This window comes from Streptococcus panodentis, from assembly GCF_017884005.1.
GTDB classification, from domain to species: domain Bacteria; phylum Bacillota; class Bacilli; order Lactobacillales; family Streptococcaceae; genus Streptococcus; species Streptococcus panodentis.
Window position 1 is genome coordinate 57939 of the sequence record NZ_QFAY01000004.1, and the last position, 13788, is coordinate 71726.

The window sequence follows — 13788 nt, forward strand, 5'->3', positions numbered from 1 at the left end:
AATTTTCAAAGTTGGAAGGAGAAGCAAATGGACAAAGTTCCTAATCAGATTGATTATATAGAATTTCCTTATCCTGACAAGGAGTTGTTCCGTCAAGGCAGAGATTTCTATCGGCAGGTTTTTGGCTGGCAGTATCAGGAATGGGGGCCGGAATATCTGGATACGGCTGACAGCGGCGTTTCCAGCGGTCTGGCTGTCGATTCTGCACGGCTGCAGACTCCTTTAATCGTCCTCTATACAGACCATATCGAGCAGGCGATGACAAGGGTCTTGGAAGCTGGCGGAGAGATTAGTCAGCCCTTGTTTGACTTTCCTGGCGGCCGTCGTTTTCATTTCAAAGACCCGGCTGGCCATGAACTGGCTTTTTGGTCGGAATAACCCATCAAATCAAGCTTGGCAGCTTGGTTTTTTGCAAAAACTGAGACGCATACTTTTCTTTTCTGCCTCTTTACATTCTGCCTTTTTCGTGGTACAATAGCTTTTGTGTGAAATAACAGCAGTTCAAAATGAAGCTCGTCAACAGAAGGTCAGCTATAAGAGTAACCTTTGCTGTTTGGGCGAAGACCTCCTGCACGAATCAGGTTTGAATAAGAGTTATTTCCTCAAATATCATTTATTTAGAGGAGGACATTTTTATGTCTCGTTATACAGGACCATCTTGGAAACAAGCCCGTCGTTTGGGTCTTTCTCTTACCGGTACAGGTAAAGAATTGGCTCGCCGCAACTATGTACCTGGTCAGCATGGACCAAACAACCGCAGCAAATTGTCAGAATACGGTTTGCAGTTGGCTGAAAAGCAAAAACTTCGTTTCACTTACGGTGTAGGTGAAAAGCAATTCCGTAACTTGTTCGTGCAAGCTACTAAGATCAAAGAAGGCATCCTTGGTTTCAACTTCATGCTTCTCTTGGAACGCCGCTTGGATAACGTTGTGTACCGTCTGGGTCTTGCGACTACCCGTCGTCAGGCGCGTCAGTTCGTAAACCACGGTCACATCCTTGTTGATGGCAAGCGCGTAGATATCCCATCTTACCGCGTGACGCCAGGTCAAGTGATTTCTGTTCGTGAAAAATCACTGAAAGTACCTGCCATCCTTGAAGCGGTTGAAGCAACTCTGGGACGTCCAGCTTTCGTATCATTCGATGCTGAAAAGCTGGAAGGTTCATTGACTCGCCTGCCAGAACGCGACGAAATCAACCCAGAAATCAATGAAGCACTTGTCGTTGAATTCTACAACAAAATGCTGTAAGATAAGACTTTATATTGTAAGAAGCCTGCAACAGTGGGCTTTTTTCTTTGTCTTGAAAAGCTTATTTTTTTGAAAATCAAAGTTGAAACTGAGAGTTTTTGCCCAGCCTCTATGAAGCTGCATTGCTTTCTCTTGTCATCTTTGATTTTCATTGAACAGGACTGTCACTGTTCCTCATTTTTAAAAGTGTCATTTGAGGGTGAAAAAATGACAGTTGGGGGCAAGTGAAGATTTTTCCAGCAGGATATACTAGAATAAAGAGGTCAAGATTGATTCTTATACTAGACTTGTTTGTGGGTGAGGGTGCAGTTATCATGAGAGTCTGCCCCAGCCTCCTTGCCTCGCTTTTGAATTTGCAGTCTCGGGCTGTTGGAGCGGCCTGATTTGAAGAGGTTTTTGAAGAGCAGGGGAACTGATTCTTTCCTTATGCTCATCCTCAAACTACAAAATGTTAAAAAATTATGCTAAAATAGATTTATTATAGCAAGTCATCTCAGTAATCTGCAGCAGAAAGAGGATGACGGTATTGCTATTGCAGCCCAGCCGGCCCTTTTTTGCATCGGCGGGTAAGGCAAGCCAAGCTTGCAGCAACCGTATCAGTATGGAAGACTTTGAGCAAAGCGAGTGAACATCATGTAGGTTTGAAATAAATGGAGCATGAAAAATTGCTGTTACAGCTTCATCATCCAAAGTTTGCCAAAACAGCTTACCCTAGTTATCTGAGCTTTTCAAGGGGGATGATGTTTCAAAATATGGGCAGAGCGCATAGAATCACTTGCTTTTTCAGGTGAAGGCCAGTCCCAGGCTGATAGAAACAGCAGGGCTGCTGGAGCGACAGGATGTGCAGTATAAGGAGAAGAAGAATGAAAATTACAATTTTAGAGGATAGTGCGGTTCACCGGGTGCGTCTGGAAACGGCTATCCGGAAGGGTATGGCTGAGTTAGGAGTGGCTGCCCGTATCCTGGCAACAGGAAAAATCATGGAATTCGAGGCTTCTTTAGGCAGGGATACCTCTCATCATCTCTATTTTTTGGACTTGGATATTCAGGGAGAGCGCAATAAGGGATTTGAGGTAGCTCAGCTGATTCGCAGGTACAATCCGCATGCTATTATTGTTTTTATGACGGATGTGCCAGAAGTCTCCCCTCTGGCCTTTCAATACCATGTGTCTGCTTTGGATTTTATTGACAAGGACGGAGCGGACTATGATAAGAGAGTCAAGGAGTGTCTGGAGTACACGGCAAGGCAGCTGCGTATTATTGATCAAAAGGGTGGGAGCAGTCTCCTCTGACAGGATGGTATCGTCATTTCGTTTGTTTTTTATTACTTTGTTAGCTCGCTGCCCTATCGTCCTATATTTTAAGCGATAGGCTGAAACTGTCCTCCGGACTGTTACGCTATTAAAAGCAAACTAAAGACTATATCGGCTGTTACAGTGTGTAAAGTTTTTTTACAGATTTTTTCAGGCACTTTCGTCTAAATGGTGTATAATGGGGTCAAGAGTCAAAGGGAGTCTGATAGCGTCATTTCGTTAATCTTTTATTACTTTGTTAGCTGAAACAGTCCCAGAGGGCAGTTTCACTACTAAAAGACTATACGGTGTCTTATAAAAGACAAAAGACACCTCCCTCTGCGGGCGATGGCGCAGCCATCATGGGGCCTGTCCCATCGCCTATTTGTGCCAATAAAAGGAAAGGAGCAGACATGAAGGTTCTTGTTACTGGTGCGACAGGCTTTTTGGGGAAATATGTTATTGAAGAACTGGTCGAGCAGGGCTATGAAGTAAGGGCCTTTGGCCGCAATCAGAAGGCAGGCCAGGCTCTGCAGGGACCCTCAGTGGAATTCTTTGCTGGTGACTTTAGTCAGGAAGAAGATATTTTTGCCGCCTGTGAGGGTGTTGATGCTGTTGTTCATGCAGGGGCTCTTTCCACTATTTGGGGTCCTTGGGAGCAGTTTTACCGTGCCAATGTGCTGGGAACTAAGCGGGTTTTAGAAGCCTGCAGGCATTTTGGCATCAAGCGTCTGGTTTACATCTCTTCTCCCAGTATTTATGCGGCGGCGCGGGATCAGCTGGATATCAAGGAAACGGATGCGCCCAAGGAAAATGAACTGAATTTTTACATCAAGAGCAAACTGCAGGCTGAGCGTGTCATTTCTCAATACCCTCAGGTGCCGTCGGTTATTCTGCGTCCCCGCGGCCTCTTTGGTATTGGGGACACCAGTATTTTTCCGCGGGTGCTGCGACTGAGCCAACAATTTGCGATCCCCCTCATCAAGAACGGGCAGCAGCTGATGGATATGACCTGTGTAGAAAATGCAGCCTTGGCGGTGCGTCTGGCCTTGGAAATGCCTCAAGCACATGGGCAGGTTTACAACATTACCAACGGTGAGCCCCATAGCTTTAAGGATTTGCTGGACCAAGCCTTGGAAGGTTTACAGGTGCGTAAACGCTATGTAAAGCTGCCGGCTGGCTTGCTGGCCTTCTTAGCACAGAGTTTTGAAAGCATCTACCGTTTTTTCCGGATTAAAAAAGAGCCTCCACTGACCCTTTACACCTACTATTTGATGCGCTACAGCCAAACGCTGGACATCTCAGCAGCTGTAAGGGATTTAGGCTATCGGCCGCGCTTGACAATCAGCGAAGGAATTGCGAAATATGTCCAAAATTATCGAAACAATTGATTATTTTGCTGCTGGCAGCTGCAGCAGCCATTTACAGAGGATGTTCAAGGGAGTCCCTAAGAAAAAAATCAGCTTCCCGGCCGGTGTTTTTCTGCTTAAACACCGCAGCAAAGGCTATATTTTATACGATACTGGCTATTCCCCAGCTATTCAGAAGCCTTCTTTGAAATATTGGTGCTATGGCTTGGCGACGCCTGTCACTATGAAAAGCGGGGATCGGATTGATCTCCTGCTGCAGGAAAATGGACTGGTGCCTGATGATATTTCCTATATCATCCTGTCACACCTGCATCCTGACCACCTCGGAGGGGCTGCCTTCTTTCCCAAAGCTCGCTTTATCCTCACCCAGGCGGTTTTTGACCGTTATCAGAAGAGGCGCCTCAAAGATTTGATTTTCAGGGAATTTCTGCCGGCAGATTTTGACAGCCGCTTGGAGGTAGTGGAGCCCCAGCAGGTGGAGGCCGCTTTTCTCTACCGCAAGACCGTTGACTTATTTGGCGATGGCAGTATTTATCTGGCTTCGGTAGATGGACACGCAGCTGGTCAGGGCTGCCTCTTTCTGCCGGAGTACAACCTTTTTATTGCTGCGGATCTGTGTTGGGGCGTGGACTTGCTGCCCTATACAGAGCAGATGCGTCTTTTGCCGTCTTTGGTGCAGGACAGCAAGCAGGACTATCTGGCCGGTGTTGCTTTGCTCCGAAGGCTTTTGGCAGACAATCACCAGGTTCTGGTCAGCCACGATCCGACAGAGAGGGTAAAGGAAGTCTTACATGCAAGCAGGAACTTTTCTGAAAACTTTTATTGAGATGCGCTGGCTGCGCCGCTTTGACAGCCGGCAGGCTCTGGAGGCTTATCAGACCAGGCAGCTGGCAGCTTATAGGGCCTTTCTGCAGGAAAAATCTCCTTATTTCAGGCAGGGGATTCCGGCAGATTTCCGCATGGATAAGGCGCTGATGATGCGGCATTTCAATCAGCTAAATACGGTGGGAATGGACCGGGATGAGGCTTTGGAGCTGGCTCTGGAGAGCGAACGAACGCGTGATTTCAGTCCAATGAAAGGGGAAATCGCTGTCGGCTTATCCTCTGGGACTTCGGGGCACCGGGGCCTCTTTATCACCAGTGAGCAGGAGCGCAGTATGTGGGCTGCTGCTGTTTTAGCTAAAATGCTGCCGCCGGGAAAACTCTTAGGCCATAGGATTGCTTTTTTTCTGCGGGCCGATAACGCTCTTTATCAGACGGTCCATTCGGCCCTTATCCGTCTGCAGTATTTTGATACCTTTCAGGCTGCTGAGCAGCATCTGGAGCTTCTCAATACCTATCAGCCAAGCATATTGGTGGCGCCGGCTTCCATGCTGCTGGAGCTGGCCAAGCTGCGGCAGTCCGGCAGGTTAAACATCGCTCCGCAGAAGGTCATATCAGTAGCTGAGATTTTGGAGGAGGCAGATCGGCAGGCCATGGAGGCTTCTTTTGAGCTGGACAGGATTGATCAGATCTATCAGGCGACAGAAGGTTTTCTGGCTTGCAGCTGTGCCTGCGGTCAGCTTCATCTCAATGAGGACATTGTCTTTGTAGAGAAGAACTATCTGGATGAAGGCCGTTTTTATCCTCTGATTACCGATTTTAAACGCCGCTCGCAGCCTATCTATCGTTATGAGCTGAATGATATTTTAGTGGAAAATCCTGACCCCTGTCCCTGCGGTTCAGTTTTCACTCGGATTGACAGGATTGAGGGCCGGTCGGATGATATCTTTGTCTTTGAAAATGCTGCTGGAGAGCCTGTAGAGGTTTTTCCGGACTTTATCCGGCGCTGCCTGCTCTTTGTGGATGGCATCGGAGAATATCAGGCCGCTCAGCTCAGCAGCCGGCAGCTGGTGATTGCGATTGAACACCGCAGCCGGGAGAGGGAGGCTGCTCTGACTCGGCAATTCCAGCAATTAGCGGCAGATAAGGATTTTCTTGCTCCTCAGCTGATTTTTAAGGACTACCAGCGGGACCGCAGCCGCAAATTAAAAAGAATCTGCCGGATTTGAAACGGAGCTTGTTTGGGTCAGGCCCCTCGCCTGACAGAAAGGAAAGAAGATGACAGCAGTAAAAAATCATATTAAGATTGTTGGCTACGGCACGCAGCTGCCGCGCAACACAGTGACTTTTAAGGATCAGACCCGTTACCGAGTGACCGAAGGCGAAGAAACCCAGCTGGACTTGGCGGCGAAGGCTATTGAAAAGGCTTTGAAACATGCCGGACTGACTATTGCAGACATTGACTGTCTTGTATCGGCCAGTGCAGTCGGGGTTCAGCCCATTCCTTGTACGGCAGCTCTGATTCATGAGCTGGTGGCGAAGGGGCTGTCTATTCCGGCTATGGACATCAATACGACCTGTACCAGCTTTATTTCTGCTCTGAGCCTGATGTCGCATTTGCTGGAAGCCGGTGAGTACAGGCGTATCCTCATCGTTTCCAGCGAGGTAGGCAGTCTCGGTCTTAATCCTCAGCAGAAAGAGAGTTTTGAATTATTCAGCGACGGTGCGGCAGCCTTGATTTTTGAAGCAACGCAGGAAGAAAGAGGCGTCATTGCCAGCCTGCAGCGGACTTGGTCTGAGGGTGCGCACGATACAGAGATTCGCGGCGGTCTGACTTCTTTTCACCCCAAGGAATATTCAGACAGCACCAAGAGCCACTATATGTTTGATATGAACGGCAGAAAAATTCTGCTGCTGTCTGCAAGGAAGATTCCGGAAATGTTTGAGGAATTTAAGGCCAAGAGCGGTCTCAGTGCAGCAGAGTTTGACTACATCATCCCTCATCAGGCCAGCCGGGCGCTGCCCATGATTATGCACAGTCTGGGGATTCCTGATCATCAGTATCTTGACTTGGTAAAGGACTATGGCAATATGGTTTCCGTCGCTGTGCCTTTTGCTCTCTGCTATGCTTTGGAGCGCGGCTTGGTCAAGGAAGGAGATACCATCGCTCTTATGGGAACGGCAGCCGGTATGACGGTCAATATGCTGGCCATGAAGCTGTAATCTCTGGAAGGACGGACTAAGCGAAGGCAGTATCGTCCGTAATTCCAGTACAAGCTGAGGCTGCCTACCGGTGTCTTTTATCGTCATTTAGTTTGTTTTTATTCGATTGTTAGCTTGGCTTGCTCTGACAGTCTGGAGGACCTGATACTTGAAAGCGGTGGGAGCCTGTCCCAGCCTCACTCTTCTGGACTTAACGAAAATTGGGAACTGCGTTTCCTTTACTCACAACTTCCCACAGTCCGGGGCTCTGTTGAAGCTAAAGTCCGCCATCACACGAGAATAAAGATATGAATCGGTATAAGATGCAAAAGTATCCGCTGGCCGCTCTAAAAAGGACAGGCAAGAAAAAAAGAAGCTGGGACAACAGCACCCAGCTTCGTATTTTTCTATCGTTTGACTGCCAGACGCAGTGGCTGGGAAAGCTTCTGTTGACTTTGGTCAACCAGCATCTTCCCTGCTCAGCTCATCAGGCACTTTTATACTCTTTGAAAATCTCTTCAAACCACGTCAGCGTCGCCTTGCCGTACCCCAGTACAGCCTGCGGCTCGTTGCCTAGTCCTAAAAACAAACTAAAAGACTTGCTGACGACATCAAAGACTCGGTCTGATTGATTTTATACGGTATCTTCCCAAAGATACATCCCTCTGCGGGTGAGGGCTCAGCCATCATGGGGGGCGTCCCACTCTATTTGTTTAAATCATTTTCAAAAGAAAGTCGGCTATTTGTTCGGGACTTTCTTTTTTTCCTCTGGCAATCCATATCTGACAGACGCCGAAAAAAGCGTTGGTCAGGTAGACCGTGCTGTATTCTTTTTCAAACTGGCTGTAAATCCGGCTGCTGAAGCGGTCCTGCAGGTCCTCAGCCAGCATGACCTGAAGCTTGTGGCGCAGAAAATTCTGGATTTCCTTGGTGCCGTTTTCCGTCAAAAGAGCTGCCAGAAGCGGTTCCAGCTGCAAAAATTTAAAGACTTCAATAATAGCTGTCTTGATATTTTCCTGATGGTGGCTGAAAATGTACTCCAACTGATGAAAAAGCCCCTGCTGGTAGCGCTCAATCATGTCGTACTTATCCTTGTAGTGCGTATAAAAACTGCTGCGGCTGATACCGGCAGCCTGTGCCAGCTGCACAGTGGTGATGTGGTCAAAAGACTCCTGCTTCAGCAGCTGGACCATGGCATTTTCGATAATGGCCTTGGTCTTCTGGCGCTTATTACTTTCAAACATAATCCTTCTCCTTTTTACTACATTCTCTCCCATTGCGGCAAATGAGGCGTCTGCCTGACTCGCTGCTGTTAGAATGATTGTCTCCTGCTTCTATTATATCAAATTTTTAGGAAAATCGTACCAGAAGAAACTCTTAAAAAGGCAGAAAATTTAACAGCGGCCCTCAGCAGAGAAGATTTTTTCAGACTTGCCCCGTTTTGGCTGATGGTTTCAGCTGTATCGGGTCTTGGAAAAGCAGTTTGCCAGCTGGTCCTGTTCTTTCTATTTTCAATCCATATGGGCTTATCTTTCGCGCGTTCCGACAGTTCGGGTTTGTTTAAAATAGAAAGGGCAGGTGTTGACGGTGTGCAGGTTTTCTGTTTTTTTATCGGACAGTCCGTCAGTTCGTTTTCCTTTTACCTCCAGACCATCTCCCTAATAAAAGCAAACTACGGGGGTGCGATAGACAGAAAATACAGACTAAGAGCCTGGCAGAGACTGTTTTTACAAGTCTTTTTAATTGTTCAGGAAAATTTCCTGTTTTGTTTTCTTTAAGTTTTCTTTAGCTTTCTTTTAAGTTTTCATCCGTAAAATGACTGTAGATTTAAGAAAGACAGAGGGGGAGAATCCCATGGCTAAAAAAACAATCAAGAAAAATTTTCAGCGCTTTGAAAGCAAATATATTATTCGGAAGGAAACATTGCTGGATTTATTGCAGGAATTTGAAGGCTATTTAGTCGAAGACGAGCATGCCTACTCAACCATCAATAATCTCTACTATGATACGCCGACCTATCAGATTATCCGAGAGACTTTGGAAAATCCTTATTTTGATGAGAAGCTGCGTCTCCGCACTTATGAAGAATATCCGACAGAAGGCAGTCAGGTTTTTCTGGAAATAAAGAAAAAAATGCGCGGCATCGTCTACAAGCGCCGGATTGTCAGCAATCTCCTGACGGCAGAAGCCTATCTGGACGGCGACCGCAGCCAGCTGGAAGACAGCCAGATTCGTGAGGAAATCGACTGGCTTGCCCAGCATTTCGGCGAGATTGGACCCATGATGCTGATCTGCTACAACCGCTACTCTATGAAAGGTCTTGAGGACGCGGCTGTTCGGATTACCTTTGACCATGATCTGACTTACCGTCCGTACGATTTGAGCCTCTTGGACGGCCGTCACGGAGACCCCCTCCTGCCGGCTGATCATGTCATCATGGAGGTCAAACTGCCAGGGGCCTGCCCTGCCTGGCTGAGTGACATACTGGAGCGCTATCAGCTGACTCCAGCCTCCTTCTCCAAATACGGTGTGGCCTATCAAAAGGCCGCAGATTATATCCCAAGCAAGTAAACTAGATAGGAACAGAAACATGAAAAAAGCAAAATCGAAATTTCAAAAAATCAAACTCTTAGTGCCTTTAGCCTTGGCCACTCTGGCTCTGGCTGCCTGCAGCACCAATTCAAGCAGCAGCACAACAGCCAGCACCAGCAGCAGTCAGAACACCAGCGCAGCCAGTACCAGTCAGACTAAGACAAACACTGCTGACTACTTTGCCGCAGAAGACTCAGATGCTTCTTATGATGCGTCCAAGGCAACAACCATCAGCTTGAGCGGGTCAAGCGCTCAAAGCACTGGAGACGGAGTCAGTGTATCCGGCTCAACTGTGACGATTTCCGCTGCTGGGACCTATGTCATCTCCGGCAGCAGTGAAAATGTGCAAATCGTCGTTAAGGCCGGTGACAGCGATCAGGTGCAGATCGTTCTCAATGGTGTCACAATGACCGGAACGGATGCGGCTATTTTGGTCGAACAGGCAGGAAAAACGACCCTGACTCTGGCAGATGGCAGCAAGAACTCTATCTCTGATTCGTCTAACCACAGCAATACTGACGCGGATGCGGCTGTTTTCAGCAGTTCGGATCTGACTCTCAATGGCTCCGGCAGCCTGACGGTCGATGGCAAATATGAAACGGCCATCAAGTCGGAAAGCACCCTGCGAGTGACCGGCGGCACCTATACTATCAATGCAGCCAAGCACGGCCTCTCCGCAGACAATGCCCTTAATATCAAGGATGCAACGATTGATGTCAAGGCGACAGAGGATGCCATCCATGCTGATAATGACAATGATACCTCACTGGGCAATCTCTATATCCAGTCCGGTACCGTCACGATTGATGCCGGAGATGACGGGCTCCACGCCAGCAATACAGCTGTGATTGACGGTGGCACTATTAAGGTCTCCAATAGTACAGAGGCTTTGGAAGGAACCAATGTCACCATTAATGGAGGAGAACTGGACTTCTACGCGACGGATGACGGTATCAATGCTGCTAGCGACGTGAGCGGAGCGGACATCTTTATCAAGATTACCGGCGGGGAGATCAAGGTAGAAGTTGGTCAGGGAGATACCGATGCCCTTGACTCCAACGGTGATATCATCATGTCGGGCGGCAATTTGGCTATCACTTCCACCGTTTCTGCCTTTGACTTTGACGGAACAGCCACCTATACTGGCGGCACCATTACTGTAAACGGTGAAACCCGTACCGAAATCACAGCTGATGGACCTGGCGGCGGCGGTTTCGGCGGTGGTGCTCCCGGCGGTCAGGGCGGCGGGCCCGGCGGATGGTAATCCAGTCAGACTCTTCGAAAATCAAGTCCAAGTGCCGTTATACCCTTTGACGAGCGAAGCAGATCCTTCCAATCAGAAGCGCTATCTGCAATCGCAAAACCTCTGCTGGAGCATTTTGAGCGGCGAGAGTGAGACAGCATCCCATGATGGCTGTGCTCTCATCCACAGAGGGATGCATCTTTTGGAAGATAACCGTATAAAAATCGGCGAGGCGGAGTCTTCGATTCCCACCTCCGCACAGCTCGAGGCTGGGACGACGAAGTGTGAATAAAGTCAAGCAAAGCTGGATGTCAAAGCAGCGGCTCGTTGCCTCGTTTGATTTGAGTATCTATATAAAACAGCCCCTCGTTCCAGAAGGAGATGAGGGGCTGTTTTGCTATTCATCCAACTGAATCAGCATCCTGTCCGTATCCACCGTCACCTGCGCTCCGATGGTGATGGTAAAAAGCGGCTGGGTGTGGGCAACAAAGTCCAGATCGTACATAACCGGAATGGTCTTGAGGACGGGGTGCTTATCCAAGATGTAGAGGAGCAGGTCTTCTGTCATCTGGCATTCTTTGGGGAAGCGACCGATGAGCAAGGCCTGCGGAGTAGGATAGGCTTGCAGGAGGGCTGCCAAATTGCGGTCAAATTCAAGATAGTCCTCCTCCTCCTCGACAAAGAGGACATAGCTGTCAGGCTGGGGGGCGTAGGGCGTAACCCTGCAGGAGGGAGAAGGTGGGCAGATTTCCTCCAATAGCGGTCGCACGCGCCTGGCCCAGGTCCTTGATCCAGCCCTCAGTCTGGTAGTCCTGCAGGGGATCCATCGTATACTCAAAGAAAATCAAAGAGCAAACTAGGAAGCTGGCCGCAGACAGTACTGGAGTGCGTGACACAAACTTTGCTTGCCTTACCCGCCGTATTCAACTGCTTCGTGGGTTCGAAATAGAAGGAGTAGGAAAGGTTATTCGCTGAGTTTGATGCTGCCGGATTGATTGTTGACGGTTAGGTCAATGGCGGCGTTATCAATCTTACGGGTGGCTGAGCCGCCGATCGCATCATCATTCTTACCGTAATTCACCTGTATATCATCAGGGAGGCTGATGTCGCCCAGCTCTGTTTTCAGATCAAAGGATAGCTGAGACAGGCTGCCGGACACTAGGTTCAGATTGACATCTCCCAGTTGGTCGGTGATAGTGATTTTTCCAGCCAGCTCCAGCTGTTCGGAGTTCAGTGACCCGCTTGAGACTGACAGGCTGCTGTCGGAGATTTTGCTGGTGTTTGCACGGATGTCGCCCAAATCGGTGCTAATCTCGCCAGAGGAGAACTGACTGTTGTTCAGGCTGATGCTGCCTGAAGACAAGCTGAGATTGCCAGAGCCAATCTGACTGTTATTAAGGGTGATATCTCCTAGTGAATTACTGATTTTGCCAGAGGTGAATTGGCTGTCATTAACAGTCAGGCTGCCATTGGACAGGGAGAAGTCAGCGTCTTTGACCGACAGATTGGAGAGGGTCACATCGCCCAGAAATGCATTGCCGGTGAATGTCTCCAGATTGGTGCCCTTAGGCAGGGACAGCTGAATGGTACGCTTCTCCTGAGATTCTTGGTCAAATAAGCTGAGCAAGGAGCGGATGCCAGTGCTTATGTGGAAGGAGCGGATGTCAGTGCTTATGTGGAAGGAGTCTGCACCATCTTCCTTGATGTTTAAGGAGCCGTTTTCATCAGTTGCCGTGATTTTTCCCAGCGCTTTGCCGTCAATCTCATAATTGCTGTCGCTTTGATAATAGGTCAGATGGGCCTTGTCATCAGGAGATTGACTGATGACGAGATTTCTGGCTGCCAGGTCAATATTGAGGGAAGAAATGTCAGAGAAGCTTTTTTCTTCCTTGGTTAGCTTTAGCTCGCTATTGGCAGAATGAATCAAGTCGTTGACACCGCCTGTAACGGAGCCGATGGCTGTCAAGGCTCCGCCAAAGAGACAGGCTAGAACAGCTGCAGATAAGAGAGATTTTTTCCAGTTGATATTAGCCATGACGAACTCCTTTCTTTGCAAACAGTTGGGCTAGTTTGACAAATCCATTCCTGCCAAACTGAGAAATCGGAGAAATGCCTGCGTAGAAGATGCCAGACAGTCCCAGAGCTAGAACACTGAGCCCCAGAGTGAACAGGAAGGCCGGGATAGATGTCGTCAGTCCCAGTGTCAGAGCGTCCCAGATCAGGCTGATGCCAAAGATAAAGAAGGCAAAGGCACCTATAGCCATGACGAGAGCAAAGATAAAGACTAAGAGGAAGAATACAAAGGTCAAAATTGCGGCCACTATAAAAAGCGGAATAGCCAAAGGTGCCGCCAAAATGGACAGGATGGCAATCTGGACGATGCTTTTCGTGCTTTTTGGGGTATTGCTGTCTTGATTGTCTTCTTCTACCTTTTTATCCAAAAGATTCAGCATAATCTCATGGGCTGCTTCCTTGGGGCTGCCTAGGTCGGCCATAGCCGCTGCTTCCCCTTCTGGTCCTACCTCGTCAAAGTACTCGACGAAGTAGTCCATAGTCTCTTGGTAGTCTTTGCGCGGTAGTTTTTTCAGATATTTTTCTAGCTCAGCTAGATACTCGGTTCTTGTCATGGCGGATGCTCCCTTCTATGATGCCGCTGATGGTTGTCGTGTAGGTCTGCCACTCATCTTTCAGAGTGTTCAGTTGCTCTTGGCCATAAGCCGTTAATGAGTAATACTTTCTTTTGCGTCCTTGATACTCCTGTGAATAAGTAGCCAGAAAACCATTTTGCTCCAACTTCTTTAAAATAGGATATAAAGTTGATTCCTTGATGTTGGCAATCAGCTTAATGGTTTGGCTGATCTCATAGCCATAGGAGTCGTCTTTTTCAAGGATTGCTAAGATAAGAAACTCAATCAGAGCAGATGATGTGGGAAAATACATATGCACACCTCCTTGTGTAAAAATTCTATATATAATCTTTATATACGTAGTGTACCTTCTTTTAAAACAAATGTCAAGTA

At 48.2% G+C, this 13788-nt stretch carries 13 protein-coding genes and 1 pseudogene; 9 read left to right on the forward strand and 5 right to left on the reverse strand.

Annotated elements, in window-relative coordinates; translation table 11 throughout:
* Positions 1-27: 27 nt before the first annotated feature.
* From DHL47_RS02705 to DHL47_RS02735, 7 genes are all read left to right on the forward strand, one after another.
* Positions 28-378 carry a VOC family protein gene (locus DHL47_RS02705; RefSeq protein ID WP_128835190.1) on the forward strand — a complete coding sequence of 117 codons (351 nt, stop codon included), beginning with the start codon at positions 28-30 and terminating at the stop codon, positions 376-378.
* Between the two features lie 257 nt (positions 379-635).
* Positions 636-1247, forward strand: coding sequence for a 30S ribosomal protein S4 (gene rpsD / locus DHL47_RS02710; protein WP_008810013.1), 612 nt, complete (start codon positions 636-638; stop codon positions 1245-1247).
* A gap of 863 nt (positions 1248-2110) precedes the next feature.
* A complete protein-coding gene (locus DHL47_RS02715) occupies positions 2111-2539 on the forward strand; it encodes a response regulator (RefSeq protein ID WP_164828347.1) in 429 nt (142 codons plus the stop codon).
* Positions 2540-2901: 362 nt separating this feature from the next.
* The gene (locus DHL47_RS02720; RefSeq protein WP_420853826.1) at positions 2902-3930 is read left to right on the forward strand and encodes an NAD-dependent epimerase/dehydratase family protein; all 1029 of its coding nucleotides are present in this window, start codon (positions 2902-2904) and stop codon (positions 3928-3930) included.
* On the forward strand, positions 3905-4735 hold the full coding sequence (locus tag DHL47_RS02725; RefSeq protein ID WP_128835184.1) for an MBL fold metallo-hydrolase: 831 nt from the start codon (positions 3905-3907) through the stop codon (positions 4733-4735). Before DHL47_RS02720 ends, DHL47_RS02725 begins: the two co-directional genes overlap by 26 nt.
* Positions 4701-5960: a F390 synthetase-related protein gene (locus DHL47_RS02730; RefSeq protein ID WP_209550807.1), complete on the forward strand. Its 1260-nt coding sequence runs from the start codon at positions 4701-4703 to the stop codon at positions 5958-5960. The genes DHL47_RS02725 and DHL47_RS02730 overlap by 35 nt, the downstream gene beginning before the upstream one ends.
* Positions 5961-6009: 49 nt before the next feature.
* Positions 6010-6954: a 3-oxoacyl-[acyl-carrier-protein] synthase III C-terminal domain-containing protein gene (locus tag DHL47_RS02735; RefSeq protein ID WP_209550808.1), complete on the forward strand. Its 945-nt coding sequence runs from the start codon at positions 6010-6012 to the stop codon at positions 6952-6954.
* 692 nt (positions 6955-7646) lie between these two features.
* On the opposite strand, the gene DHL47_RS02740 is transcribed toward DHL47_RS02735, so the two are convergent.
* On the reverse strand, positions 7647-8177 hold the full coding sequence (locus DHL47_RS02740; protein ID WP_128835176.1) for a TetR/AcrR family transcriptional regulator: 531 nt from the start codon (positions 8175-8177) through the stop codon (positions 7647-7649).
* Between the two features lie 610 nt (positions 8178-8787).
* Between DHL47_RS02740 and DHL47_RS02745 the strand changes: the two genes are divergently transcribed.
* Together DHL47_RS02745 and DHL47_RS02750 are read left to right on the forward strand one after the other, a co-directional pair.
* A complete protein-coding gene (locus DHL47_RS02745; protein WP_128835174.1) occupies positions 8788-9504 on the forward strand; it encodes a polyphosphate polymerase domain-containing protein in 717 nt (238 codons plus the stop codon).
* A 19-nt stretch (positions 9505-9523) separates the two neighbouring features.
* A complete protein-coding gene (locus tag DHL47_RS02750) occupies positions 9524-10789 on the forward strand; it encodes a carbohydrate-binding domain-containing protein (protein ID WP_209550809.1) in 1266 nt (421 codons plus the stop codon).
* 376 nt (positions 10790-11165) lie between these two features.
* Here the strand turns inward: DHL47_RS02750 and DHL47_RS02755 are convergent.
* From DHL47_RS02755 to DHL47_RS02770, 4 genes and pseudogenes are all read right to left on the reverse strand, one after another.
* A pseudogene (locus DHL47_RS02755) lies at positions 11166-11547 on the reverse strand (S66 peptidase family protein); the annotation flags it as partial.
* Between the two features lie 185 nt (positions 11548-11732).
* Positions 11733-12803 (reverse strand): DUF4097 family beta strand repeat-containing protein, encoded by a 1071-nt coding sequence (locus DHL47_RS02760; RefSeq protein ID WP_209550811.1) that lies wholly within the window; start codon positions 12801-12803, stop codon positions 11733-11735.
* Complete coding sequence (locus DHL47_RS02765; protein ID WP_209550812.1) at positions 12796-13395, reverse strand: DUF1700 domain-containing protein; 600 nt, start codon at positions 13393-13395, stop codon at positions 12796-12798. The genes DHL47_RS02760 and DHL47_RS02765 overlap by 8 nt, the downstream gene beginning before the upstream one ends.
* Positions 13370-13708, reverse strand: coding sequence for a PadR family transcriptional regulator (locus DHL47_RS02770; protein ID WP_128835162.1), 339 nt, complete (start codon positions 13706-13708; stop codon positions 13370-13372). Before DHL47_RS02770 ends, DHL47_RS02765 begins: the two co-directional genes overlap by 26 nt.
* Positions 13709-13788: the final 80 nt, after the last annotated feature.

Coding starts and splice junctions, on each gene's coding strand:
- DHL47_RS02770 (WP_128835162.1), bottom strand. CDS start 13,708: ATGTATTTTCCCACATCATCTGCTCTGATTGAGTTTCTTATCTTAGCA.
- DHL47_RS02745 (WP_128835174.1), top strand. CDS start 8,788: ATGGCTAAAAAAACAATCAAGAAAAATTTTCAGCGCTTTGAAAGCAAA.
- DHL47_RS02735 (WP_209550808.1), top strand. CDS start 6,010: ATGACAGCAGTAAAAAATCATATTAAGATTGTTGGCTACGGCACGCAG.
- DHL47_RS02740 (WP_128835176.1), bottom strand. CDS start 8,177: ATGTTTGAAAGTAATAAGCGCCAGAAGACCAAGGCCATTATCGAAAAT.
- DHL47_RS02725 (WP_128835184.1), top strand. CDS start 3,905: ATGTCCAAAATTATCGAAACAATTGATTATTTTGCTGCTGGCAGCTGC.
- DHL47_RS02750 (WP_209550809.1), top strand. CDS start 9,524: ATGAAAAAAGCAAAATCGAAATTTCAAAAAATCAAACTCTTAGTGCCT.
- DHL47_RS02760 (WP_209550811.1), bottom strand. CDS start 12,803: ATGGCTAATATCAACTGGAAAAAATCTCTCTTATCTGCAGCTGTTCTA.
- DHL47_RS02765 (WP_209550812.1), bottom strand. CDS start 13,395: ATGACAAGAACCGAGTATCTAGCTGAGCTAGAAAAATATCTGAAAAAA.
- DHL47_RS02730 (WP_209550807.1), top strand. CDS start 4,701: ATGCAAGCAGGAACTTTTCTGAAAACTTTTATTGAGATGCGCTGGCTG.
- DHL47_RS02715 (WP_164828347.1), top strand. CDS start 2,111: ATGAAAATTACAATTTTAGAGGATAGTGCGGTTCACCGGGTGCGTCTG.
- rpsD (WP_008810013.1), top strand. CDS start 636: ATGTCTCGTTATACAGGACCATCTTGGAAACAAGCCCGTCGTTTGGGT.
- DHL47_RS02720 (WP_420853826.1), top strand. CDS start 2,902: ATGGGGCCTGTCCCATCGCCTATTTGTGCCAATAAAAGGAAAGGAGCA.
- DHL47_RS02705 (WP_128835190.1), top strand. CDS start 28: ATGGACAAAGTTCCTAATCAGATTGATTATATAGAATTTCCTTATCCT.